Raw genomic sequence first — 22,697 nt, forward strand, 5'->3', positions numbered from 1 at the left:
CTGACTTCGGGGCCGAGGTTGAGCTCGGTTCGCGGACGGCCTCACCGTGGCGAGGTACGGCTCAAGATCTGCGCGGCTGGGGTGCGGAAGCGTGGGTAACTTCGGCGCCAAGGCAGCTTTGGTGAGTTGCTGAAGGTGGGCGTCTGCGAACGCGAGCCACTCCCCGATCTCGGTCTTTTCCTGTCCGGGCGGCAGGGATGCGGCGGCGTCGCGTACTGCTGTGACGAATTCGGCCAGGCGCTTGGCTTCGTGCCATGCGCCTGTCTGTTTTCCGAGGTGCTGCACACGATGGGCGTGGGCGTGTGCGGCATGGGCTAGGCGTAAGGAGGGCGGGTGTCGAGGTCGGCCCATTCGCTGCCGCGGTGCGGGGTGCCGTCCCGGAGGATGAAACGCAATCTGTCGGCAGGGGTGTAGTCGAAGCGAGGAATGCGCATCCAAGTGTGCTTCTCGGCGTCGGCGCGTTCCTTGTCGGTAGGGACGTGTTTGTTGTGGTCCTGTTCCTGTAGGACGAGGACGTCGATGGATTCGTCATGGCGGTAATGGTGAAGTGTGGTGCCGCCTGTCGACGATGGCGGGGCGGTGGAGTGGGGCCGAGTGCAGTCGTGTAGCCCTTCGATTCGACGGCGGCGACAAAGGCTTGGATGAGGCGTAGAGCTCTGTTGTAGACGGACGCGGTCAGTCCCATGCGCTGGGGATGCTCTTGGCGTGCCGCGACCACTGGGTGGGGTCTGGTGAGTCTGGCGCGCACAGTGATGGGGGTGAGTTCGGCGAGCCGCCAGGCGGGGATATCGACGAGATTGATTTCGTAGCCGTGGTAGGTGTGCTTGCCGCGGAGTTCCTGTGTGCGCGGGACCTTGCCGGACTTACGTGCGGCGCTGATCCGCGATGCCCAGTTCACTGCGTGCGGTCCGGATTCGATCGCCTTGACGAGGTGGTTGTTGTTGGCGGCCAGCTCTTCGAGGAGCTGGTCGGTGTAGTTCGTGGTGCGGGACCTCGGCACGGTCCGGATTTGAGGTGACAGCACTGCTGCGCCGGCGGCCCCGGGCATTTCACCGTCGGTCCCCTGGGGCCGGTAACGCTGGCAGTGAGATAGATCTGTCCCTTGTCGGTGAGCTTGGCGTTCCACTGTCCGCGGCGTTTGGTGACTTTGATCAGTCCTCGGCTTTGCAGGGCCTGAGCGCTCACCTTGTATGCACGTCCGGCCAAAACCCCGGAGGGCATCCTTGGCCTGCCAGGAGAGTACGGCGTGCTGCCGCTCGTTCAGGTCCCCGTGCACGCGGCCCTCCCGTGACTGTGCGACTGTGTTGCCCGTTCACAATGCCCGTTCTTGTTGCGGGAATTCAGGCGGGCTGGTGGGAGTACTTCGTTCAGATGACATCTACGGGCGAAAGTCCGTGAGTTCGGCGAGCGTTGGGTACGGTGTCGGCGGCCGGAGCCGCTCGCCCGTGGAATGGGCGGGGCGGGCGGGCCTGTCACGGACCCTCGGCGGTCCTCAGCGCGCAGCTTCGCACACCTGGAGAACTCGTTGCCTTTTAGCGGCCCCCGATTGGCACGGCGATCATGCTGGTATCCAGCACCGGGAGTGCCCTGGTCTTCCCCAACGAACACCAGGGTTACAGTCTCTGCGTTGCCACGCAGACCCCACTGTGGAATCTCAAATTCCGTGTCGGAATCTCACGGTCGGTGTCGGATGGAAGTCGGATCCGACACCATGCTGAGGTTCGCAGGTCGCAGTAGGCAAGAGAGAGCGCGGTCAGTGGGTTGCTGCTTTTCTACGCTGGTGCCCACGTTCACTCGTTGGGGGACTCCGTTGCCAGCGGTATGCCGCACCGCCAGCAGCCGTTCGCGTGGTCGTCCCCGCAGACGTAGCCGATGCCACCATCCACGCACCATTCGGCGGCCTCCTCGGACAGCAGGTCGGGCCCGGCATGGAGCAGCCGACGAAGTTCCGTGGTGTCCGCGATGGCGGCCGGGCGGTTGGTGAACCATTCGTCGAACCAAGGCTTGTCTCCGTGCACGTTCCAGCGCGCATTCTCCCGGTCGTCGACAGCCGCGGTGAACCGATCGACGATGCGCCCCCAACTCGGTGTTCCGAACCAGCCGTTGTCGGACGCGCAGAAGAATTCGATCAGGGTTCGCAGGCCGAACGTCTTCTCGCGAAGGCAGTACGCCCGCCCCCAAGCGATCGCGTCCTGTGCCATCTCTGCGAGTTCTTCGCGCGGATCAGCCTCGTGCGCCGGGTCGTCAGGATTGTGGCAGGTCAGCCCGAGCTCGAGAACAGACTGCCCGGTAGGGAGAACCCGGGACGGGTTGACGATCGCGAGACCGAGACCGATCCAGTCGACATGGTCGAACGACAGCATCGAGCGCACGAGTCGGGTGGTTGCAGTGTTGATCCGCATCATTGTGCCGTCGTGGAGCGGACTCTTCCCGGCATGCCAGTTCTCGACGGGTGTGTTGCGCCACACCGCGAGCGTGATGCGGGTGGCAGCGAGCCACAGCAGGGCGTCGTCGTCGAGGTACCCGAACCGCTTGGCGCACTCCTGGGCGCCGTAGGGGATCAACTCTTCCGGTTTCGGCCACCTGTGGCTGTCGGGCCCTTCAGGCGCGTACTCATAGTCGTCGGCGTACTCGTCGAGGATCGCGCTCAACTCGGCAGCGCTGTAAGCCTCGCTGTACTCGGAGCTGTCCGGCTCCTCGACGGTGTACATGTCGTGGTCCCAGGAGACGCACACGTCGCGCCAGAGCACTACGTCATCGCACTCGCCGGCGTTGTCCGTCACAACCGGCCTGATGGTGATCGGGGCAGTACGCCCGTCGGTTCGCTCGCCGTCCTTCTCGGCGGCCCATGCGGTGATGACCCCGAGCGGCTTCGGAAGGAGGGGACCGACCTCGGTGATGCTGAACGGCTCGTCGTCGTCATCGGTGTCGAACCGGCTGTTGACGAACGCGACCGCCTCGGAGGGTGTGCTGACGATGGACTGGCTACCACTCTCGTTGTCAACCACTCGCCACAACGGGCTGTTCTTCACGATGCTCTCCGATCGCGGTGAGTGCACCCGGGGCGGGTGCGATGCGCCGGGTCGCTCGGCACTGACTCCAATTATGGGCTGATCACCCATCCGTAGTCCCGAATACGCTTGTCGGCGACAACGTTCGGTACGTTCGCGTGCAACCTGCTTTTCGCGACCGCGGCAACACAGCAGAGTCCCACAGCGGAGGAGGCGAAGATGGCGCTGAACAAGAAGGGTTCCCGGCGCATAACTGTTGACGGGATCGAGTACCGCTGGCGGATCCGCAGGAAGCCCTCCTACATGCAGGTCCTCTGCTGGACACCGCTGACCTATGCGGTTGAAGCGGCCAGCGGCAGCCAGCCGGGCACGACCTTGATCGTCACCAGCGGTCAGGCCCATCCCAGCAACTGGGTGGGCGTCGAGGCGGAGCCCATTCATCCGGCTCACGTTGTTGCCAGCATTCGAGAGGCACGGGATCAAGGCTGGGATCCAACCCGGTCGGTTCTCCTTTCCAGCTCGACCGATCCGCAGGATTCATCGCCCAGTCATGAGGCAGAGCGGAGTAGGACGGCGCCTCTGGCCCGGCATCATGGCCTGGTGACCACATGGATGCGCTGCTACTGGGACGAGGAAGACATCTGGTTCTACTTCGAGGTCGACGCCGAAGGCTGGGTGATCCGGCAGGTCGAACTCGAAGGGTCAGAGCTGATCCCAATCGCAGCTGCTTCCCTCGCCGAGTGGCAGCGGGCCCGCGATGCAGGCCGCCTCGGTGATTACGACAGCAGATTCGGGATCACCGCCGAGCTGCCCGTCTCGGAATGGGAAGGCCACGACCCCGAACAACTCACCTTCGAGGAGTTCGAGGACGTCTGGGGCCTTGCCCGTCAGCAGATCGCATTTCGGCCCAGCTGACCTCTCGGCGCCGCACTGGCTTCTTGGCGTCATCGCGACATGACCCCGACCCTTCCCCGCGCCGTCCGAGCCGTCGACACCGCTCAGCTCCTGGACCTGGCCCAGGAGGCCGCCATGCATGGCTTCAGCCAGCGCGGCTCCCGGCCGACTGGCTACGAGAGCACCTCGCCGCAGAAGCGACGCACTACCTGTTCCCGACACTCGTGCAGCTGCTCACGCACCGTCCCGAGGTGCCGCTGCAGTGGAGGTGCCAGCAGCTGCTGACCGTCAGCACCGGCGAGTAGATCTGGGGTCTCCTCGATGCTTCCCGACACCTTCGACAAGATTTCGGAGACCTTGGACACGGCGTCCAAGAAGAACATCGTCAACCGCATCGAGCAAGCAGTGAAGGTGCGTAAGTGGATGGAACGGACGGCCGCCGATGCAGGCTCATTAGGTCCGGCGCAGCCGGCTGGGCAATCTGAGGAAACGACATCGATCTGAGGCAGCCGCCTGCCGACACGTCGTGAGACTGGAGGGGAACGTCCAGGCCATAGCGCCGGCGCCTGACATCCAAAGTGACCTACACCCACGAAGGCCGACGCCGTGTTCCATGGCGTCGGCCTTCTCATGCGTGGGGCGGGTGGGACAAGGGCCGGGATTCAGAGCCGAGTCGCCGGCCCGCGCCGGGACGGTTTGCGCGGTGCGGGCAGCAGCTCCCACAAAGGCCGGCGACCCCGGGCCCACTGCTCCAGCAGGTGCCGGTCGACCAGGTGCCAGGCGCTGCTGGCGGGCAAACCGCTGCGCCGGGGCCGAGATACTTGCCGGGCGCTGGGAGATCGTGCGCCGACTCGGTACCGGCTCTACGGCGCGGGCGTTCCTGTTCCGTGACCTGGCCGGTGAGCCGAGGCGCAGTGGCGGCCTGCCGGGGTCCGTCGTTGTTAGGGGGCGAGCCATCACCGCCCGCCGCCGCTGTGCCCTGGCCTTCTCGGCGAATGCCTCCTCGACGTATTCGAGCATCTCCAGGAAGTCGTCCGCCGTGGACAGCCGGCGGTTCGGCTCGTAGGCGGTGGACGCCTCCACGAGGTCGTCGATGTCGGGGTTGAGGCCGTCCACCAGAGCGCTTGGCGCCAGGGTCTCGCCCGCTTCCAGGCGGGACAGGACGTCATTCTGGTTCGCACCCGGTGCCTGCCCGGTGATCAGCAGATACGTGAGGACGCCGAGACCGTAGACATCGAGCCGGACCGGATCCGCCTTGGGGATCCGCAGTTCGGGCGCCAGATACGGGTCGGCCTGCTGCGCGACGTGCAGGCTGGACAATTGGGAGGGGGCCATTGTCAGTGGCTTTCCCTGGCTGGCGCTGTGGCCGGAGGCGATCTGCCAGTCCGCGATTTGCAGGTGAGGGCTCAACCAGCGCTGTTCCTCACCCAGTTCGCCGCGCGGACCGCGATTGCGCGGGACGACGTGCACCGAGTGCGCCGACAGGGTGCGGTGATGGAGCCGGTTGGAGTGCGCCGAGCGGACCGTCTCGGCGAGCTGGCGCACCAGCGCGAGACGGCCCGGAAGGTCCAGGAGCCGACCGTACTGCACCAGGTATTCGTCGAGACGGAGGGTTTCCGGGTGGAAGTCGGAGAGGATCGTCGGTCCCGCCGGGCGCCCCGAGGGCAGATAGCTCTTCAGCTGCACCACGCCCGGGTGCCGGAACCGGCTCAGTACGGTGGCCTCACGGGCGGCAGCCTTCTCCACCGAGGCCCGCTCGGCGTCCGAAGCGCCGCGCTCGCTGAGGAAGACCCGTACCCGCGCCAGTTCGTGCAGCTTGGTGCGACGGCCCAGATAGTCGGCCCAGGTGGGGCCGGAGTCGAACGACTTCGCCTCCAGGCGGTACGAATACCTCGTGCTGGCGGCGGACGGGTGCGATGCGGAGCTGCTTCAGGGCCGCATCGACCTGGCGCGAGACGGTGGCGGTGATTTGCCTGCGGGCATCTGTCGGAGGGGTGGAGAGCATCTCCACCAGCTGCTTGATCGTGTATACGCCGTTCATGTCGGCGCTTGCCAGATTTACCCCGAGCTTGTCGTCGGTGAAGCAGACCGCCTCACTCACCCAGATCCGGGGCCGCCCATGACCGCGGCCCACGGTGTCGCCGATCAGGCTCGCCAGTTCCTTGGCCTTCTGGTTCGTCAGGTGCAGCGGGTTGCCGTGTCGACGCTGGGTGCCGCCGGGCGTCGTCTGCATCCAGCTGTTGCCTCCGCCGCTCACCGAGCCGTGCCAGTCCTTCAGCTCGATCAGGAAGACCCCGGCGGGTGCGGTGACCATGAGGTCGACCTCACGGACGTGCCCACTGCTCGCTGTGAAGGTGAAGTTCGACCAGGCGCGCCACGGTTCCTCGTCCGGCAGACGCTTGCGGATCGCCTCAAGACCGCGGCGCTCGTGCTCGTACCCGGACTCGGTGACCGTCGTCCGCCGGCCATCCTCCATGCGGCTCCTGCCCCGTTTCGGTTCGTGTGCGTGTATGCCGGGCGCAATCCTGCTCGTACGGCGCAAGAAACCCGGTTGATTCCCCCGGACGAAATCTTAAACGGTGACACTGCCAACTATCTGGCCGGAAGTAACAGGGGCCACATAGGGCCAGGTCAGGCGGCTGGAGGGACTGGAGGGAAGGGCGGTCCCGGCGGCGCGCGCCGGAACTGCCCGGCTCTTGCGTCAGGCGCGGTCCGAGGTGATCGACAGGAACGCCGACCACTCGGAGTGACCGAAGGCGAGCAGGGGACCCTGCGGGTCCTTGGAGTCGCGGACGTGGACGGTGCCCGGGGTGGCTGCGACCTCGACGCAATCCGGGCCCTCGTTGCTGCTGTAGCTGCTCTTGATCCACGTCAACGGGGCGGTCGCATCAGCGGAGGGCTTGATCGTCATGTCTCTCCCAGGACCTTTTCAATGAATGCCAGCGACTCCTGCGGAGTCAGAGCCTGGGCCCGAATGATTCCATACCGGGATTCCAGCATCTGGATGTCCCTCGGGTCTGTGATCACACGGCTCAACTGCTGAACCTCCAGGTGACCAGCCTTAGTTCCGTTGCGTGCGGAGAGGAGGCGCAGTTGCCCACCCATGCCGGCATGGTCCTCGCAGTTCGTCGGCATCACTTGGATCTCGACGTTGCGCAACTGGCCGACTTCCAGGATCCGTTCGAGTTGTTTGCGGTGCACTGTTCGGCCGCCGAGCGGACGCCGTAGGGTCACTTCCTCCTGGACGAAGCTCAGGATCGGCGACGGCCATCGACGGAAGATTTCCTGGCGGGCCATCCGTGCGGCGACCTGGTTCTCGATGTGCTCGCTGTCGAACATCGGCCGACGCATGTGGAACAGAGACCGAGCGTACTCCTCGGTCTGGAGCAGACCCTGAATGTTGTGGCTGCTGTACGCACCGATCTCGACTGCCTCGTCCTCCAACTTGGCCAGATCCCGGACCTTCTTCGGGTACTTGGCGCGCGCCACGTCCTCCGCGAACGCCACCAACATCCCGCCCGCCCCCAACGCCTCGTCGGCCACCCGCAGGAACTCTGCCTTCGGCGCCCGCCTGCCCCGCTCCACCGAGGACACCTGTTCCTCGCTGTAACCGATCGCCGCGCCCAGTTCCGCCTGTGTCATCCCCGCCTGCTCGCGCCACAGCTTGAGCTGCCTGCCGACGGTCTTGAGGAGGGCCGACGCCTCCTCATCGCCGTCGTCCCAGTCCTGCCTCTCGGTCCCGCTCCCCGAACGCCCCGCTCCGACCTCGTCCGTCATGTCCGACGCCACCTCCGGTCCGCCGCAGTCCCCGCCAACGCCCCCCGCACTCGCCCGTCACGCCCTGCTCCCCGTACACGGCCTCGGGCTAGCCGGACAGAAACCGGCGTGTACCGGTATCAGCCCTGTTCAGGGTAGAGCCGGACGGACACGCTCTGTCACATGAACGATGAAATCGGCAAGGGTGAAGTACCTCCGCACGAACGAGAGTTCACGCAGCAGCTCTCCGCCACCCCGCGCGGCGCCCGGCTCGCCAGGCGGCTCGCGGTGCAGCAACTCGACATGTGGGGCGTGCCGTTCGGCTGTGAGGTGTCCGACGCCGTCGCGCTCGTGGTGGCAGAGCTCGCGGCGAACGCCGTGACGCACGGCCGTGTATCGGGCCGCGATTTCCGGCTCGGCCTGCGGCTCAACCCGTACACCGTCCGCGTCGGGGTCACCGACCCGCGCGGGGAACGCCGGCCGCCGGTTCCGGGAATGGCCCCGCCACCGCCGGGGACGGCGACGACGGGGTATGGGCTCGTTCTCGTACAAGAACTCGCGAAGGAATGGGGAGTGAGCGAACCGGAGGCGGGGACGGTCGGCAAGACCGTATGGGCGGAAGTGCCGCTCATGCCGCCCCCGGCACCTCGGACTCCACCCACCGGACCATCGCCCGCAGCTCCTCCCGGCCGCTTTCGATGACCTGGAGCCAGGTGCCTGCCGAGGTGCCCGGCGGCAGCGGCACGTCGCCGATCAGGTCGAAGACGGTGTAGTCGCGGTCCAACCAGTTACGAAGGGCGTGCCAGTGCTCGGAGCGTTCGGAGCTGAGCCCAGGGTGTCGGGGGGTTGTTTCGTACGGGGTGGGGTCGGTGCCGGTGCCTGCCAGCAGCCCTGAGCGGCGGACCAGACAGGGGAAGCAAACGCCGCAGTTGACGTACGGCACCGCTCGGCGCTGACGGGGTGGAGCTCCGCAGCTCATGCTCTGTGCCATGACGGTCAGGGGGAGCCCCGCGCGGACAGCCGCGCGGCACACTTCGCCCTTGGTGAGGTGCGCGAGGGGATTCTCGACGGTGACGGAGCCGCCGACCGTACGGATGACTTCGTTGAGCAGGGACAGGGTGCGCGGGTGCACCGACCTGGTGGAGAGAGCGGCGGAACGGGCGGCGCTCAGGGGTGGGTTGAGGGCGAGCTGGCCGTTCTCCGGAACCTGGACCGTGTCCACATGGTTTGCGGCTGCCGCCCGGATGGCGGTGGCCGCGTAGAGCAGGCCTCGGGGGCGAGAGGAGTGCTCGGCCACCTTCCCGTAGACGCTGCTGTTGGTCTGGGCGAGGGTGAGTCGGCGCAGTTCACGCCCCGACCGACGGGCGAGAGCTTCGACGCCTGCGGACACGTTTCTCAGTACGTGCTCGACCTTCTTCTCCGAGAACGACACAAGCAGTAGGACGCCGTCGTCGGCACCGGTTTCCGCCGCGCGCCGGGCGGCCCAGCTGAGGGAGTCCAGACCGCCGGAGAAGAGGGCGACCTCTCGGGCGCACCACTCTGCGTCCGCGGGGAAGGGCTCCTGCCGCGGTGCGGAGCGCAGAGGGCGCAGAGAGATCTCCCACAGGTCACCGGTCAGGGTGCGCAGCAGGGACGGCAACGGGACGTCCGCCGCCGCAGCCCAGCGATCCGGGTCCGAGACGGGCACCGAGAGGCGTAACCGGCGAGTCCAGCGGTCCTCCGTCGCCTCGCGGGATGCCAGCTTGTCCGCCAGGAAGACGGCTCGGGACAGTCGCAGCAGGTCGTCGGCCCAGGCAGGGGCCGACCCGCGCAGGGAGTGATGGCCGCTGATCCTTCCTTCGATCTCCTGGAAACCGGCTGTGCCGATCGGGAGCCAGATGGGGGCAGGTGGCAGCTCGGAGCTGTGGCCGAGCCACCAGAAGGAGTTCAGGGGCCGTGCTGGCGTCATACCGAAGGATCCTCATCGATCGGGGTAGCGGCGGCAGCCCCCTCGGTGCTGGAGGTGGCGGAGGTCAAACCGAGCACCTTGCCTACGGTGCCGGGAACGAGGAGCCGGGCCACTTCGAGCAGGGGTGGAGCAATGACAGGAGGCCCGCTGGCGGCCCCGGCGGTCCCTCCGGGCGGCAGTTCGTCGCTCGGCACCAGGCCGGCCGGCATTCCTTCTTCCGCAGTCTCGGTGGCTTCCTCACAGGGATCCGGGACGAGAGAGAGGACAAGGTCGGTGACCTTGTCCGATATCCCTGCCTCCGGCGCGACAGATGACAGGCCCGGAACCATCAGGTCGATCTGTTCGGCGATCACCGCCCGCAGGAATTCCGAGACCAGGTCGGCGAAGAACCATCGGTAAAGGAGGCAGAGCAGATCGCCCGTCAGCCCGATGCCACCCGGCGCAGTCGAGGAGGAACCGGAGGGGGCACCCAGCGCCTCGCGCATCCCGGGCTGTTCGAGGATCCGACGGGCCGAGGCCACGACCGCGCGACGCAGGGCCGCATCCACCACGGTGGTGCCGTCGCCCGCGACCCGGTCGGTGAACTCCGCTACGAAGGCATCGGCCGGATCGGGCCATTGAGCACCCTCGGGGCCCCTCCAGGGGTCCGCCGGGGCCTCACTCGCGCCTGGGATTCCGTCTTCGTAGGAAACCTCGCCTCGGTCCTCAACCAGTTTGCCGACCGGCGCTTCCGGCGGATGCCGGTGCAGGCTCACGGGTCCGTCCTCCGCAAGCACTCGCAGAGTGTCGGCGAGACGCAGCCCGGCGGCGGTGGCTGCCTCCCGCAGCCCGAACGCGTCCTTATCCGCACGGCAGGCGTTCTGCAGAGCACCGATCGCGGACGCAGCGATGATCGCCGGGTCAGATCGGTCGGGATCCCAGCGGGAGAGCTTTGTGGTTACCCCAGGCCAGCGTGGCCCTTTCCAACGCGTGGACGTACCCATCCTGCTGCCTCCCCCGAATCGACCTACCACTGACTCGTGTCTCCCAGTGCAGCAGCCGTTGGTGCTCGCAGCCAGGGCGTGGATCAGCCATCGTCCGGAAGGCGGCGCCACGCCGATCGAAGTTTCGCGCCGAGGCTGCACGCGGTGGCGACGTTCCCTTGCGGGTGGCCACGACCTGTTCGCCGAGGCGGTGGATCTTGGTGTGGCTGCTGTTGTGGCGGCGCTTCAACGGCTTCAGCTGGCGGCCCCGGAACGGGACCCGGATGAGCCTGCCGGCCCCTTGGTAGGCGTTGCCCGCCCAGCACTTGAGCCCCCGCATCGGTGAGTGCGTCGATAGTGCCGTGCGTGCGGGCGGCGGTCAGGTTGTGCGTAGAGCCCGGGGGAGCGAGCGAGGCCCACAGCAGCCGTCCGAACGGGTCGGTCAGGACCTGGACGTTCATGCCATGTCGTTTGTGTTGCCGGAGTAGTACGGGGCGTCGGCGGCACTCCGGTCGATCGGCAGGAGCGTCCCGTCGAGGATCACGAAGGCCAGTCGGCTCACGATCCGCAGGGCCCCGGCCAGGCTCGGCGCGAACATGGCCAGGAGCCCTGTCGCCTCGCGGATGGAGCGGTAGACAGTCGCGATTCCGACGCCGGATCCGGCGGCGAGTCGGGCGTAGGTGTCGCCGCGGCACACGTGGGCGAGGACCAACAGGGCCCGACGGCCCGGTGGGATGCGCCGCCATCGGATGCCGATCTTGCGATGTCGAGCAGCCAGGTGCTGAGCGAGCTCAAGAGGGTGCCTGCTGGACAGATCGACTGCCGATGGGTGGACAAGTACACGTAGCTCCTGGTCGGCACGGGTGATCTTGGTCGTGAACCCGTCTACCAGGAGCTTCGTCAGTTCGTTCGGTCCGCCAACCGCCAACCGCCAACCGCCAACCGCCAACCGCCAACCGCCAACCGCCAACCGCCAGCCCGCACCGTCACGTTGGAAAGGGCTCCTTGATGCCGTTGACATCGCGGAGCAGGGGTGGCTGCTGTGCCACGAATGAACACTCTCCGACGTGCGGCTGTGCGGACTGATCCGATCGTGTGATGTACCGCTGACAATCGGTGACCACTTTCGCACACGCGTGACTACACGAGCGCGGGCACCTTCACTCCGGACTCCGGGTGTACGAGCGAACGCAGCTTGTCGCGCGTCTCCTGGTCCGTCGAGTAGATGACCGTGCCGACCATGCCGCGGGTCAGCAGCACCTTGTAGGTGTTGCGGATCAGCCGGTGGATCTCGTCGTCCGTGGTCGCCTTCGTGAAGATCGGGTCCTTGGACGCCGTCCGGTCGACGACCCAACGGTCGGTCCGCCACACCAGGTCGGGGCCGATGATCACGCCGGACCAGTCGTACTCGAAGCCCTGCGCCGTGTAGACGCAGCCGACCTGCCCGAATCCGGCGGGGTCGTTGGCCCACAGAGGTGAGGGCGGCGCACCGAGGACGGCCCGGTCGCCGTACACGTTCCAGGGCTTCGCCCACTGTCCGATGACGACGTCGGTGGGCAACTCCGTGGCGCCTGAGGGGATCTCGCGGGTCCACTTCCAGCAGTACCCGGCCGAGATACGTGCGCCGTACCCTTCCGCCCGCCGCGCGACGAGGAAGTCCTCCATCTCCTGCGGGTTCTCGGCGGTCCGCAGTTGCAGCTTGCCGTCCGGCTCCCACGCGTGCGGTGTGCCGCCGTCGAGCCCGAGCAGGTCCACGACCCACTTCTCGTACGCGTCGCTTCCCCCGCAGCGGAACTGCCCGTCCAGCTCTACGACAGTGCACTCAAGACCCTGCTCGGTCGCGGCCCGCTGGATTTCCTCCTTCGTGCCCATCTCACCCGGCCGTACGACCTGGTGCTGGTCGAGCAGGAACACCGGCACCCGGGCGGCGTCGATCAGTTCGGCCACCTGCGGTCGGCCGGTGCGGTTCTCCGCCCTGGTGTACCGGTTCGCGGACGTCTTGCGCAGCCGGTGGGCCTCGTCGCAGAGAAGTACGTCGATGTCGTTCGGCTCGGCTGCCGTGAAGCTGTTGAAGTACATGAACAGCTTCTGCACGACGGGCTTCCGCGCCCCGGCAATCTTGCGCATGGTCTTGGTGAACGATGCCGAACCGGTGGCGTGCAGCGCTGTCACGCCCTGCCGGTACAGCTCACCCAGCAGCGACAGCGCGACGACGCTCTTGCCGGAGCCGGGGCCGCCGGTAACCACGACGACCTGCTTGTGGTTGGAGCGCTTCGCCTTGCGGACGGCGGACATGACCTGCTCGTAGGCGACCCGCTGCTCGGCGATCAGGACGAACTGCTCGCGGTCACGGATCTCGGCCGCCGCGAGGGCCATGAGCTGCTTCGACGGGCGGATCCTCCCGGCGATCAGGGCATCCGCGGCATGGGCACCGGGCTTGGCCGCGAGGCGCGAGCGCAGGAAGTCCAGGAACGCACCGCGCTGCTCACCGGTGTACATGCGGCCCTGCTGATCCTCCTTGACGTCGCGCAGACCCGCGATGCGGTTCTCGGTCGCGTTGTGCAGGAAAGCCACCCCGGCGAGAGCCTCGGGCATGCGCTCCAGCGCGCCGTTGAACGCCATCAGGTACTCGCAGTAACCCCGAACCTGCTCGATGGGGTTGAGGACGGCGTCCCGGTATGCGTCGATCCGGCACAGCAGCGGCTCGTCCTCCACCGGGTACGCCTCGCTCCACTGCTTCAACTCCACGATCACGTACGACGGCTCGCCCGTGACTGGGTGCACGCCGGCGAGTACGGCGTCCGCGCGCTTGCTGGTGAGGGGCAGGCTGTACTCGATCAGCACCTCGACGTCCCCGAGCCCGGCTTCCGTGAGCGCGTTGACCAGAGCGGGAAGACTGCGTGCCCAGGATCGCTCTTCCGACTGCCCGGCGCTTCGGCCGTGCAGATGGCGGAAGTTCTCGCTGAGATGCAGCGCCAGCGACCCTTCCAGGATGCGGGCGGCCACGGACGAAGCGGACTCACGGAACAGCAAGGGAATGCCCCCAGGCAGCACGAAGAAGACTCGTGCGGGTGGGGGCATGTCCTCCGACGTCCGCCGCGCGCTCACGCGAGGCGGATCAGGAAGCCCGTCGGGCCGCTGATGAGATGGTTGTATTCATCCTAGGGGAGGGTGTTGATCAAGGGGGAGGGGATTAATGGGGGGGGGCTCGTCGGTCCGGTCGTGACCGAGCCGGTGTCGCGATCGATTACCCGTCACCTCGGCTGTCTGCTCTGGGCGTTCGTCGATGAGCCGGTCACCATGCTGAAGCAACCGCCGCGCGACGAGCGACGCCGCACCACGGCCATCGACTCCCGCGAGATAAAGGCTGCCCTCGACCGCATCGGCATCCGGTCTGCACCCAAGTGCCGTTCTCACCGGTTATGGACCGGTGCCAGTCCTTGAGCTCGAGCATGTACACGAGGAGGTCGACCTCACGGACGTGGCCGGTGTGCGCAGTGGAGCGGTGGAGCGGTGGAGGTGAAGTTCGGCCAGACCGCCAGGGGTCGGCGTCCGGCAGCTCCTCCCGGACGGCTTCCAGGCTACGGTGTTCGAGGTCCGCCAGCCTTGCCGCATGCGCTGTCCCCGCCGCTTGGTCTTCTGTCACCAGCCATGGCCCGATCGTGGCTCTACGCGTCGCTTCCGTCACGTCACGGCCCCGTTGAGTCCTAGCCGTGGCCTACGACAGGGGGTAAGTCGTTGCGGCGGCAGCAGGAGAGGGCACTTGGAATATGGGGAGGAATGCGCGGAGGGAAAGCGCCGTCAGCGCTTCTGCGCGCCCCGCGTTCGTGGTGGTTCGGCCGAGGCCTGCCGTAGGGGCTAGCTCGTTGATCGGCGCACGGGTCTGAGTCGGAGATAGATGTTCTGCGCGTGACGCGGAAGCAGAGGGAGGCAGGGTTGGAACGACTCAACCAACCTCGAGAGTTCCCCTGCAGGTGCGCGGGCCCGGCAGCAGCTTCAGGAGTTCGGTCGGCGCGCGACCGCGCTCCAGCAGAACAGCGCGCTTCACGGCATTGAGCGACGCGGTCGAGACCGTCAGACTCCGGCTGCGCGGATTGTCGCTCGGATCCTATGTGCGGTTCCTCTACGTTGCTCGCTGACATGACGGTCGTGTGCTGCTGTCAGCGAGGTAGAGGCGTGTGTTGCGATGAGGCCTGCCGAGATCGCGGTGGGCCTGAGGTATCGTCCGCGACGCTCGTTTGACGCTCGCAGGCGTGAAACCGGGCTACCTCGGTCTTGGTTGGATCTCTGAGCAGGCAATTCGCTGGGTGCGTGGGCTGTGATGTTGTTTCGATGACGCATCATGTGGAGTGCGTCGCGACCCCTGAGCCGGCGAAGAAGGACGACTGACCTGCTGGTTCGTTGAGTGTGCTTGAGGTGCGCCACGAGCGGTTTCTGACGCACGAATGACGCTCTGGGTCGGCAGGGACGTGGTCGCTCAGATTGAGCCACACCCGACACTGACGGCGCTGCTGTTCGCTGTAGGGGGTCTGGATCTCGATGACCGGCGTAGCTCCCAGGCGGCGTCGGCCGACTCCGCCGTCAGGGCGGCCCGGCGCCGCGGTCTCCTCGTCCATGCACCACTGGACGGTTGCTTCGAAGAGGTCGTCCTGCCCGGGGAAGCGGTAGCGGATGGCGGCAGTACTGGTGGCGTCAGGCCCCGACAATGTCCGCGAAGCGCACCGCGTGAGTGCAGTGCTCGGCGATCAGACCGGGCCGTTTCCCGCACGATCCGGAGCGGCCGCCCGCCCTCGGGCACGGCCCGGCTGTTACTTGGACGCCCCTGATCGTGTGCCGGTAGGTTCTCGTGCGCACTGACTCACGGACTGCCACAGCCCTGGCCTTGCAGGAAAGTCAACTTTTCTTGACAAGCTCGGTGCCCGACGCGCACTCAAAGTCAGGGTCATCCGAAACGCACAGCTTTTTCCCGTTCGAAATCACTTGAAGCCATATTCCGCACTCTCCTTGTGGCGCGCTCGGGAACGACAGGCCAATCATCTTGCCGGACTCTGCGTCTTCTGAGACGTAGGAGGAGTTCCCGTCCTCGGAGTCCACGTAGAAACCCCAAGTGCCGCTGGATTCTCCCGCGGGGCAGGAATTCTTGGACTCTCCCCACTTCTTCCATCCTGAGGATCTGAAGGAATGCTTTTGTGAAAGAGACAGGGTTTCCCCCGAGGTCCCGCTCCATGTGCCGGAAATTTCCTCGGCCGACAGGGCGGGGCCGGCTTCAGAACTGGCGCACGCCGAAAAAAGAAAGCATACAGAAATGACGGAAACCCATTGAGTTGCTTTCCGGATGAACACCTTGGAACCCTTTCGCAGAAGACGGCGTTGGGCACGAGAGTGACTCGCGCCCAACGCCGTTATTCTACCCCCTCTTCGGCCCGAATTCGCACATGCAGCTTGTGTTCATCAGCCGGACTTCCTCCCACTCGAAGTGCTGATCGGTCGCAGCTCCCCAGGTGTCCGCGAAGTATGGATTCCAGTCTCGGGGGATCAAATGCGTGGCAGAGCGCCAGTCGGATTTGTTCCGCGCGGTAAATTTCATCCGCACGGTGTTCGCTTTTTTGTCCACAGACACGATCCGCGCAGATGCCTGGTAGGTGCCCAGGAAGGCATCGGCGGAATTGCTGGTCCCGATCGCACCGTTCGACAGGGTCCCAGAAATGTCCATTGCTGCCCCCAGGAGGGAGTTCGCAAACTTGCCAGGGTACGGACCTTTGTCCTTGTACGAAAAGTCGTACTGCTTCTTCGCGTGCGGCGCGTTCATCCCTTGTGACAGGGCCTCACGGAGAAGTTTGCCTCTCGCCTCGCTCATTGTCTGGTCATCGGCGAGGATCTTCGTAAGGGCGTCGCCGCCTCCGAAGTTTTCTTCCTCCTCCATGGGCCAGCCTCCTCCGATGAACCATCCGAAGAACATGCCTCGCGAGGATTCCCACTCATTTCTCTTACCGTCGTCCACGAGACCGTACGGCGAAGGAGCAGCTCCGGGGAGAGAGGCAATATAATCCTGGATGGACCCCCCGTAGTTGCCGGCGAACCCATAGAGGTCCGGCGGACCCATAAGGCGAAGGGGAAGGGGCTTGGTCTTGGGGCCGGAATTCCCCCCAATGCTGGGCTGTTTCCTGGGCTTCGGCATGTTGGGGTACACGGAGTCCCACGTTTGGCCCTTCAGTAGATTGGGCGCTGCGTGACTGTCCATGAAATTGAGCATTTCTCCTCGACCACCGCAGTCTCCGCTGCAGGAGAACGAACGCAAGCCAGTGGGGTCGGCTGCCGTTGCAGGGTGGTTTTCCGAGTAGCTGTACCCGTTGAGGGACTGATGTTTGAGCGGCTCAATGAGCGGGTCGATACTGAGGAACTGGCCGATTGCCGGATCGTACTCCCGTGCCCCGATATGGGTAAGCCCGGTATTCGTGTCGGCAGGCTTGCCGAGAAAGGCCTTGTCGTCCGGCCAGGTCTTCGACGCCTCGCCGCGTGGGGCGCCGAAGAGCGCCGTGTAGCGCTTACTCGTGATGGCGAGGGTGGCGCTGTCGACGGCGAGGCTGGAAGTGCCGTGATGGTCACCGGCGAGGAAGTTCAGCTTGGTTCCTGCGACGCCACTCGTGGCGGTGCGTACGGCGATCGTCTGCCCGGCTGCAGAGTAGTAGCGACTCCCCGTGACTGTTTTCGTCGCTCCCTTGGTGCTGAGCCGGACTTCGGAGATGCCGAGGTAGAGAATGGTGTCTCCGTCACCTGTGGTGGTGCGGCGGATGAGGAGCTCTCCCGAGGCGTCGTACAGGTAGCCGGTGCCCAGCGCGGGCTTCGTGCCGACCGCGGGTTCGCTGGCGGAGACGAGTTCGCCCTCTGCGTCCCAGGTGAGAGTCTGCTGCGCCTGCGTGCCGGGGCGACTGGTGGTGTTGCCGGCTTTGTCGTAGCCGTATGTGTTGGTCTTCGTGCCAGACTCCGTCTTGTCCAGCGGATGTGGCTGCCCGTCAGTGGCGGCGTAGGTGTACTTCGTCGTGACGTTGCCGGTGGCAGTGTGGACCGTCTCGGTTTCGCGTTGCCCGGAGCCGGTGTAGGTGTAGCTGGACCAATACGGCGCCGCACCGCCGAGGTTGGCGGCTGTGCGGCCCGAGACGGCGCAGTCGGCCGTCTTCGGTGTCCAAGCCTCCGCGGTTCGGCGGTGACCGTCGTAGGTGAAGCACTGGTTGTCGGTCTTGCCGGTGCCGCCGAGGTTGCTCTTGTCGAAGATCGAAGTGAGGTTTCCCGCTTCGTCCTGGGTGAAGCCGAGATCCTGCAGCGGGTAGTTGTGGACGTTGTCGCTCACCAGCGAGTTCGTCAGCCGACGAGTGCCTGCTTCGTAACTGTAGGTGACGGCGAGCTGCTTGGCCGAAGTCGCCGAGTCGGTGCCGAGCCGCAGCTGGGTGGTGTCTCCCAGCGGACTGTACGAGGCATTTTGCAAGTAGCCGGTTGTTCCGGTGGACCCCACCTGTTGTCCCAGGTCGTCGTACCGGTAGGACACAGTCTCCGAGGGGAGCCCACCGACTGCCGGGGAGGTGGCCTGACGGACCGTCTCGTCCACGTTGTAGACCGTGTTCGAGGCCAGTGTGGCCGGGACGTGGCCGGCGGCGACCAGAGGTTCCGTCGCAGGCAAGGTCAACTTGGTGCCCATCACCTTGTAGGTGGGGCTGTAGGAGGTGACTTCCTGGGTGTAGGCCCTACCCGTGAGGCCGCCGACGTACCGGATGCTGCTGTCCTGCTGCCCCTTGGCCACCTTGTCGAAGTTCCAGGCCGCGAGCTTGGCCGCATCCGTCTTGGCGGGCCCGTCCCACAGTCCGGTCTTGCGGCCCAGCTGGTCATACTCCGTACTCAGGGTCTTGCCACGCACATCGGTGGTGGTGACGGCTTGGTCGAGTTCGTCGTACGTAGTGCTGTTCTTCCCCTTGTCAGGGTCGGTGGAACTGACCTTGCGTCCGAACAGATCGTATTCGTAGGTCCACTTGGTCCCGTCCACGCCGGTCATGCTGGACTGCTGTCCGGCCGGGGTGTACGAGAAGCGGGTGGTGGTGAAATCCGTGCCGGTCGGCTGGGGGTTGGCGTACTCGCGCCGTTCCGTTGTCCTTCCGAGTGCGTCGGTGACCACCACGCCGGCCTGACCGCCTGCGGGAGCAGTGGTGGTCACCGTGTCGCCTGCGTAGCGGGTTTCGGTGGTGGAACGGACCTTCCCGTAGTGGGAGGTGACGGTCTTGGTCGCCCGTCCGGCGCCGTCGTAGCTGGTGTCGGTCTGGGTCGGCGTGCCGCCCTCCGTGGCCAGGAGGGTGCCCGAGGGGGCGGTCTTGTCGGCCCAGATGCCGCCCTGCGAGGAAGTGGTGAGCCCACGCGAGTCATAGAGGTTCAGAGCGATGACGGTCCCACCGGCCGCCGTCGGCTTCTGTGTCTGCCTGAGTCTCAGGAGCGAGTCGTAGATCTCGTAGCTGGTGTTGTAGCCACTTCCGTCACCCTTGAGCGTGCTGGTGGAGACCCAGGGTGATGAGGACGCCTTGACGCTGTACGCGTACGTGTAGTTGGGAGTCGAGCCGATCGACTTCGGCCGGTTGGGCAGCCAGACCTTGGTGATGCGTCCCAACGCGTCGAACTCGGATTCGGTGACCTTGCCATTGGGGTCGGTCACCTTCTTCGCCACGCCTGACGAGAAGTCCACGACGGTGCTGACGGTGTGCCCCTTGGCGTTGGCGGCCGTCGTCGAGGTCAGCGGGCCCGTAGCTGCGGGGGTGTAGGCGTTGCTGGAGACGATCGCGTCGTGGGTGTCCTTCACTGTCAGGGGACGACCGAGCGTGTCATAGGTCGTCGTGGCGACCTTCTGCCATACCGGCTGATTGTCGCTGCTGTACCCCTTGGCACGTCCGGTCCACAGAACTTCTCCCTTGACCGGCTTCTGTACGGCGGACCAGGTGGTGCTGTCGAAGGCGGAGGCGGTGTCGGAGACGACATCACCCTGACGGGTGGCGTCCGCCGGAAGGTCGAGTCCGGCTTCTGCCGTCGCGCACCCGTCTGCGGCCTTGGCCGAATTGGCGGTGATCCGGGTGCGCGAGACGAGGTTGTTTATACCGAGCGCGTCGTTGCGGGCGTACCACGTGCGGGTGCACTTTTCGTCACCGACGACGGCGTTGTCGCCCGTGTCGAGCGAGGTGACGGGCATGCCGTATTCGTCGTATGTCGTCAGTGTGGAGCGCACACGGTCCCGCGCCCCGGTGCCGCTGGTGATGTTGGTGCGGGCATGGGTGGCCGCGGATCGGACGTAGTACGCCTCGATGTCGGCGTAGGACTTGTGCTGGGTGGCGGTCTTCTTCGACCAGGGGTCGCTGATCGAGCCGTTGACCTCGTCGGCGCCGTCGTAGGTGACCGTCTCGCGGGTGAAGCCGGCGTATTGCTCGGAGTCCGGGATCGCCGGAGCCTTGATGCCGGTGACCTGGACACTCTTGCGCTTGGTGGGATCGACGCTCTTTCCGTCGGCGGCCAGCACGCGGTCGCCGTTCATGCCCCGCAGGGAGACGGTGACGGTCTTCGACTGGATCTTTCCCGGGACACCGGTGAGGTGGGTGACCTTCTCGAAACCCCGCCAGCTGGACCAGGTGCGGTCCTTCTCCTTGGTGAAGGGGTCGTCGTTGTAGGCCCAGGCACCACCGTTTGCGTACTGGTACGTGTGCTGGACTGCTTCGGAACCGCCCTTGGGATCGACGGTGGAGACCGATTCGACCGGGAATTTCTGGAACCAGTCAAGGATGGTGTCGTCACCCCCGTTGGGGGCCCGCTTGACCGGGTAACAGCGGCGGGAGTTCTCGTCGAGCTTCGGTCTGGCCTGGCCTGCGACGCAGTCGGCCGGCAGGTAGGTGACGATGGTCTGCGCCCCGGCCTCGGACGTGACGGTCCTAAGGCGGGGCTTGTGGAAGGGGAGCATGTCGTCGCTCGCCCCGTCGACCCGGTTGGCCAGGAATTCGTGGCCGAAGGTGACGGGGTCAAGGGAGATCGGGGTGCCATTCCTACCGGTGTGCCGGATCTCGTCCAGCCACAGGGACTGGTCGGAGGAGTCTCCGGTGTCGCCCGGGTCGAGGTACGTCTGCTTCAGTGCCCATTCGTCCACCGGTACGAACCCGGGAGTGCCGGCAGCGGCGTTCCACGCGTACGTGGTGAGGCCGGTCATGCGCTTGCGGGTGAAGAAGCTGGGGCCGGTATTGCCCGTGCACTTTTCACCGTCTTTGCAGACGGCGTCGAAGGGTACGTCCGGCCAGTTGTCCCGGGTGTCCTTGGTGAGGGAATCGCAACCTGTGCCCGTCGCCACGCAACGCTCCGCGTAGCCGAGCACGACTTTGCCGGAGGCGGCAGGAGCGGCGGAGAAGAGAGCGCCGGCGCGCTGGCCGTAGCGGATCTCCTTCAGGTAGCCCCCGCGGATGTAGCTGCTGCCGGTGTTGTCGTCACCGAGCTTGTCGTAGCTGTTGGTCTCCGCCTCGTACCAGTACGACATGGCGTTGCTGTGAGTGTCGACGACGTAGTCGAGGTTCCACCGCCACGCCTGCTTCTTCTCCCGAGCTGCGAAGGTGGTGCCGTCCGCGTAACCGGGCTCGCCCGGATCGTCACCGAAGACCGGCACCGTCCACACCGACTTGGTGCGTTCGTCGGCTCCGGCTCCGTCGAGCTTGTTGAGGCCGAAAACGTACCTGGTGCCCTCACCGGTGGTGACGGTCCAGTGCTCGCCGTTGTCGTCGCCGTTGTCCGCGCCGGTGGAGAGGGTGACCGTGGACGCGTCGTCGTTCTTCAGCCGCCAAGTGCCCTTGGTGTCGTCCTTGACCAGCTCGGTGGCCTGACCGTTGAGCACGAGGGAAGCGTTGTCGTACTTCCAGCAAAGGTCGTACTTGTCCTTCTGTCCGTCGTCATCACATGAGTTGTATTTGCGTTCTACGTAGGAGGACGTGAGGTCGAATCCCTCACCGACTGACGTGCCCTGATTGTTGCTGGACGCCGTCCGGCCGTCGACGCTGCCCGAGTCGTATCCGAGTGCCAGCTCCGGCTTGGGGCCGGCGGCTGCCAGCGGGAGACGGAACGGGTAGGACCAGGTGAAACCCCCCGAGGAACCACCGGCCTCCCAACTGGCGGACGGGCTCAGGGGCGTGGCTCTGTAGTCACCGCCCCCGGACTTGGCTCCCGCGGCCAGAGCGAGAAGCATCGTCTGTCCGGCGGCGGCACTCGCTCCGGGCTTGACTGGAGAGAAGGACAGAGGAGCGGTGACGCGGTTGCGCTTGCGCAGGTTCTTGGACGGCAGCGGCTGACCGGGGCGGCACTGGGACTTCGCCGGATTGGTCAGCGCACAGTCGGGAAGGCGGGACACCTGAAGGCGTCCGGCCCAGTCGCCACCGTAGGCAGATGCGAACTTCGCGTAGTTGATGTCCAGTTCGGCGTCACCGCCGTTCGAAGGCCCGGTTACTCGGAGCAGGAGGCCCTTGACGCCGAGCCTCTCCGCTGTCCTCTGGTCCAGCACCTGCACGGTCACGGAACCCGCCGTTTTGGGCTTCTTGCCCTTCACCGCACCGGGCCGCCTCAGTGATACGGGAAGCGAGCCCGGAGTGGCGGAAGCTCCCTCGGTTCCGTCCAGCGAAAGCAGGCTGGTGCCCGTTGTTGGCCAGGCGGCCTTGCGGGAACGGTCCTGTTCCGCACGAGCCTTGGCTGTGCGGTCGGCGTTCTCCGCGTTCGCAACGGCCCGAGCACCCGCCTTGTTCGCAACAGCGGTCAGCGGCGTGACCTTGTCCGCACGATGGCGGGCAACATCAGGGATACCCAGGGGATTTGTGTCGGCGGCGAATGCCGCAGGGCTCAGGAGTCCGGGCAGCAGCGCGAATCCGGTCAGCGTCGCCATGCGGCGCCCGCCCAGAAGGCGTCTCGCTCTGGCCCATCTGCCACGTGAGGCTGCAGGCAGCAAGCTAGTCATGTCCAAATGTCCTTCTACAGGGCCGTTCGAAGACGGCATGTCTCATCGACTCAGGGCGGCACTGTGCCGCCTGAGTGTGAGGACTCGGAGGTGGCAGGCCTGTCGCGGCCTGTCATGAGCCGGGT

Annotated in this window: 15 protein-coding genes and 1 pseudogene; 5 read left to right on the forward strand and 11 right to left on the reverse strand. The window is 66.0% G+C overall.

Annotated features, from left to right (window positions below; translation table 11 throughout):
* Positions 1-126: 126 nt before the first annotated feature.
* Positions 127-318, forward strand: coding sequence for a hypothetical protein (locus ACIQM4_RS00595; protein WP_401583983.1), 192 nt, complete (start codon positions 127-129; stop codon positions 316-318).
* A gap of 1,472 nt (positions 319-1,790) precedes the next feature.
* On the opposite strand, the gene ACIQM4_RS00600 is transcribed toward ACIQM4_RS00595, so the two are convergent.
* Positions 1,791-3,032 carry a hypothetical protein gene (locus ACIQM4_RS00600; RefSeq protein ID WP_401583986.1) on the reverse strand — a complete coding sequence of 414 codons (1,242 nt, stop codon included), beginning with the start codon at positions 3,030-3,032 and terminating at the stop codon, positions 1,791-1,793.
* Positions 3,033-3,623: 591 nt separating this feature from the next.
* Here ACIQM4_RS00600 and ACIQM4_RS00605 point away from each other — a divergent pair.
* A complete protein-coding gene (locus ACIQM4_RS00605) occupies positions 3,624-3,926 on the forward strand; it encodes a hypothetical protein (RefSeq protein WP_401585984.1) in 303 nt (100 codons plus the stop codon).
* A gap of 39 nt (positions 3,927-3,965) precedes the next feature.
* Positions 3,966-4,409: pseudogene (locus ACIQM4_RS00610) on the forward strand (hypothetical protein).
* Here the strand turns inward: ACIQM4_RS00610 and ACIQM4_RS00615 are convergent.
* The 4 genes from ACIQM4_RS00615 to ACIQM4_RS00630 form a co-directional block, all read right to left on the reverse strand.
* Entirely contained in the window at positions 4,359-5,651 is a 1,293-nt protein-coding gene (locus ACIQM4_RS00615) for a protein kinase (RefSeq protein WP_401583989.1), read from the reverse strand. The pseudogene ACIQM4_RS00610 and the gene ACIQM4_RS00615 sit on opposite strands and share 51 nt — an antisense overlap.
* Positions 5,629-6,381, reverse strand: a complete 753-nt coding sequence (locus ACIQM4_RS00620) for an NERD domain-containing protein (protein ID WP_401583991.1) — start codon at positions 6,379-6,381, stop codon at positions 5,629-5,631. The genes ACIQM4_RS00615 and ACIQM4_RS00620 overlap by 23 nt, the downstream gene beginning before the upstream one ends.
* A gap of 225 nt (positions 6,382-6,606) precedes the next feature.
* A complete protein-coding gene (locus ACIQM4_RS00625) occupies positions 6,607-6,816 on the reverse strand; it encodes a DUF397 domain-containing protein (RefSeq protein WP_401583994.1) in 210 nt (69 codons plus the stop codon).
* Positions 6,813-7,682 carry a helix-turn-helix domain-containing protein gene (locus tag ACIQM4_RS00630; RefSeq protein WP_401583997.1) on the reverse strand — a complete coding sequence of 290 codons (870 nt, stop codon included), beginning with the start codon at positions 7,680-7,682 and terminating at the stop codon, positions 6,813-6,815. Before ACIQM4_RS00630 ends, ACIQM4_RS00625 begins: the two co-directional genes overlap by 4 nt.
* A gap of 162 nt (positions 7,683-7,844) precedes the next feature.
* Here ACIQM4_RS00630 and ACIQM4_RS00635 point away from each other — a divergent pair, with 162 nt between their 5' ends.
* Complete coding sequence (locus tag ACIQM4_RS00635) at positions 7,845-8,363, forward strand: ATP-binding protein (protein WP_401584000.1); 519 nt, start codon at positions 7,845-7,847, stop codon at positions 8,361-8,363.
* On the opposite strand, the gene ACIQM4_RS00640 is transcribed toward ACIQM4_RS00635, so the two are convergent.
* The 5 genes from ACIQM4_RS00640 to ACIQM4_RS00660 all read right to left on the reverse strand — a co-directional run bounded on the left by ACIQM4_RS00640 (position 8,290) and on the right by ACIQM4_RS00660 (position 13,652).
* A complete protein-coding gene (locus ACIQM4_RS00640) occupies positions 8,290-9,609 on the reverse strand; it encodes a 7-cyano-7-deazaguanine synthase (RefSeq protein WP_401584003.1) in 1,320 nt (439 codons plus the stop codon). The genes ACIQM4_RS00635 and ACIQM4_RS00640 overlap by 74 nt on opposite strands.
* Positions 9,606-10,364, reverse strand: coding sequence for a hypothetical protein (locus tag ACIQM4_RS00645; RefSeq protein WP_401584006.1), 759 nt, complete (start codon positions 10,362-10,364; stop codon positions 9,606-9,608). The genes ACIQM4_RS00640 and ACIQM4_RS00645 overlap by 4 nt, the downstream gene beginning before the upstream one ends.
* Before the next feature lie 311 nt (positions 10,365-10,675).
* Positions 10,676-11,032: a hypothetical protein gene (locus tag ACIQM4_RS00650; protein WP_401584009.1), complete on the reverse strand. Its 357-nt coding sequence runs from the start codon at positions 11,030-11,032 to the stop codon at positions 10,676-10,678.
* Positions 11,029-11,268: a hypothetical protein gene (locus ACIQM4_RS00655; RefSeq protein ID WP_401584011.1), complete on the reverse strand. Its 240-nt coding sequence runs from the start codon at positions 11,266-11,268 to the stop codon at positions 11,029-11,031. Before ACIQM4_RS00655 ends, ACIQM4_RS00650 begins: the two co-directional genes overlap by 4 nt.
* Positions 11,269-11,711: 443 nt before the next feature.
* A complete protein-coding gene (locus ACIQM4_RS00660; protein ID WP_401584014.1) occupies positions 11,712-13,652 on the reverse strand; it encodes a DNA/RNA helicase domain-containing protein in 1,941 nt (646 codons plus the stop codon).
* Between the two features lie 141 nt (positions 13,653-13,793).
* Between ACIQM4_RS00660 and ACIQM4_RS00665 the strand changes: the two genes are divergently transcribed.
* Positions 13,794-14,015: a hypothetical protein gene (locus ACIQM4_RS00665; RefSeq protein WP_401584016.1), complete on the forward strand. Its 222-nt coding sequence runs from the start codon at positions 13,794-13,796 to the stop codon at positions 14,013-14,015.
* 1,963 nt (positions 14,016-15,978) lie between these two features.
* Here ACIQM4_RS00665 and ACIQM4_RS00670 read toward each other — a convergent pair.
* Positions 15,979-22,500, reverse strand: coding sequence for an RHS repeat-associated core domain-containing protein (locus ACIQM4_RS00670; protein ID WP_401584019.1), 6,522 nt, complete (start codon positions 22,498-22,500; stop codon positions 15,979-15,981).
* Between the last annotated feature and the right edge of the window lie 197 nt (positions 22,501-22,697).

It is taken from the genome of Streptomyces sp. NPDC091272 (assembly GCF_044757485.1).
Taxonomy (GTDB): Bacteria; Actinomycetota; Actinomycetes; order Streptomycetales; family Streptomycetaceae; genus Streptomyces.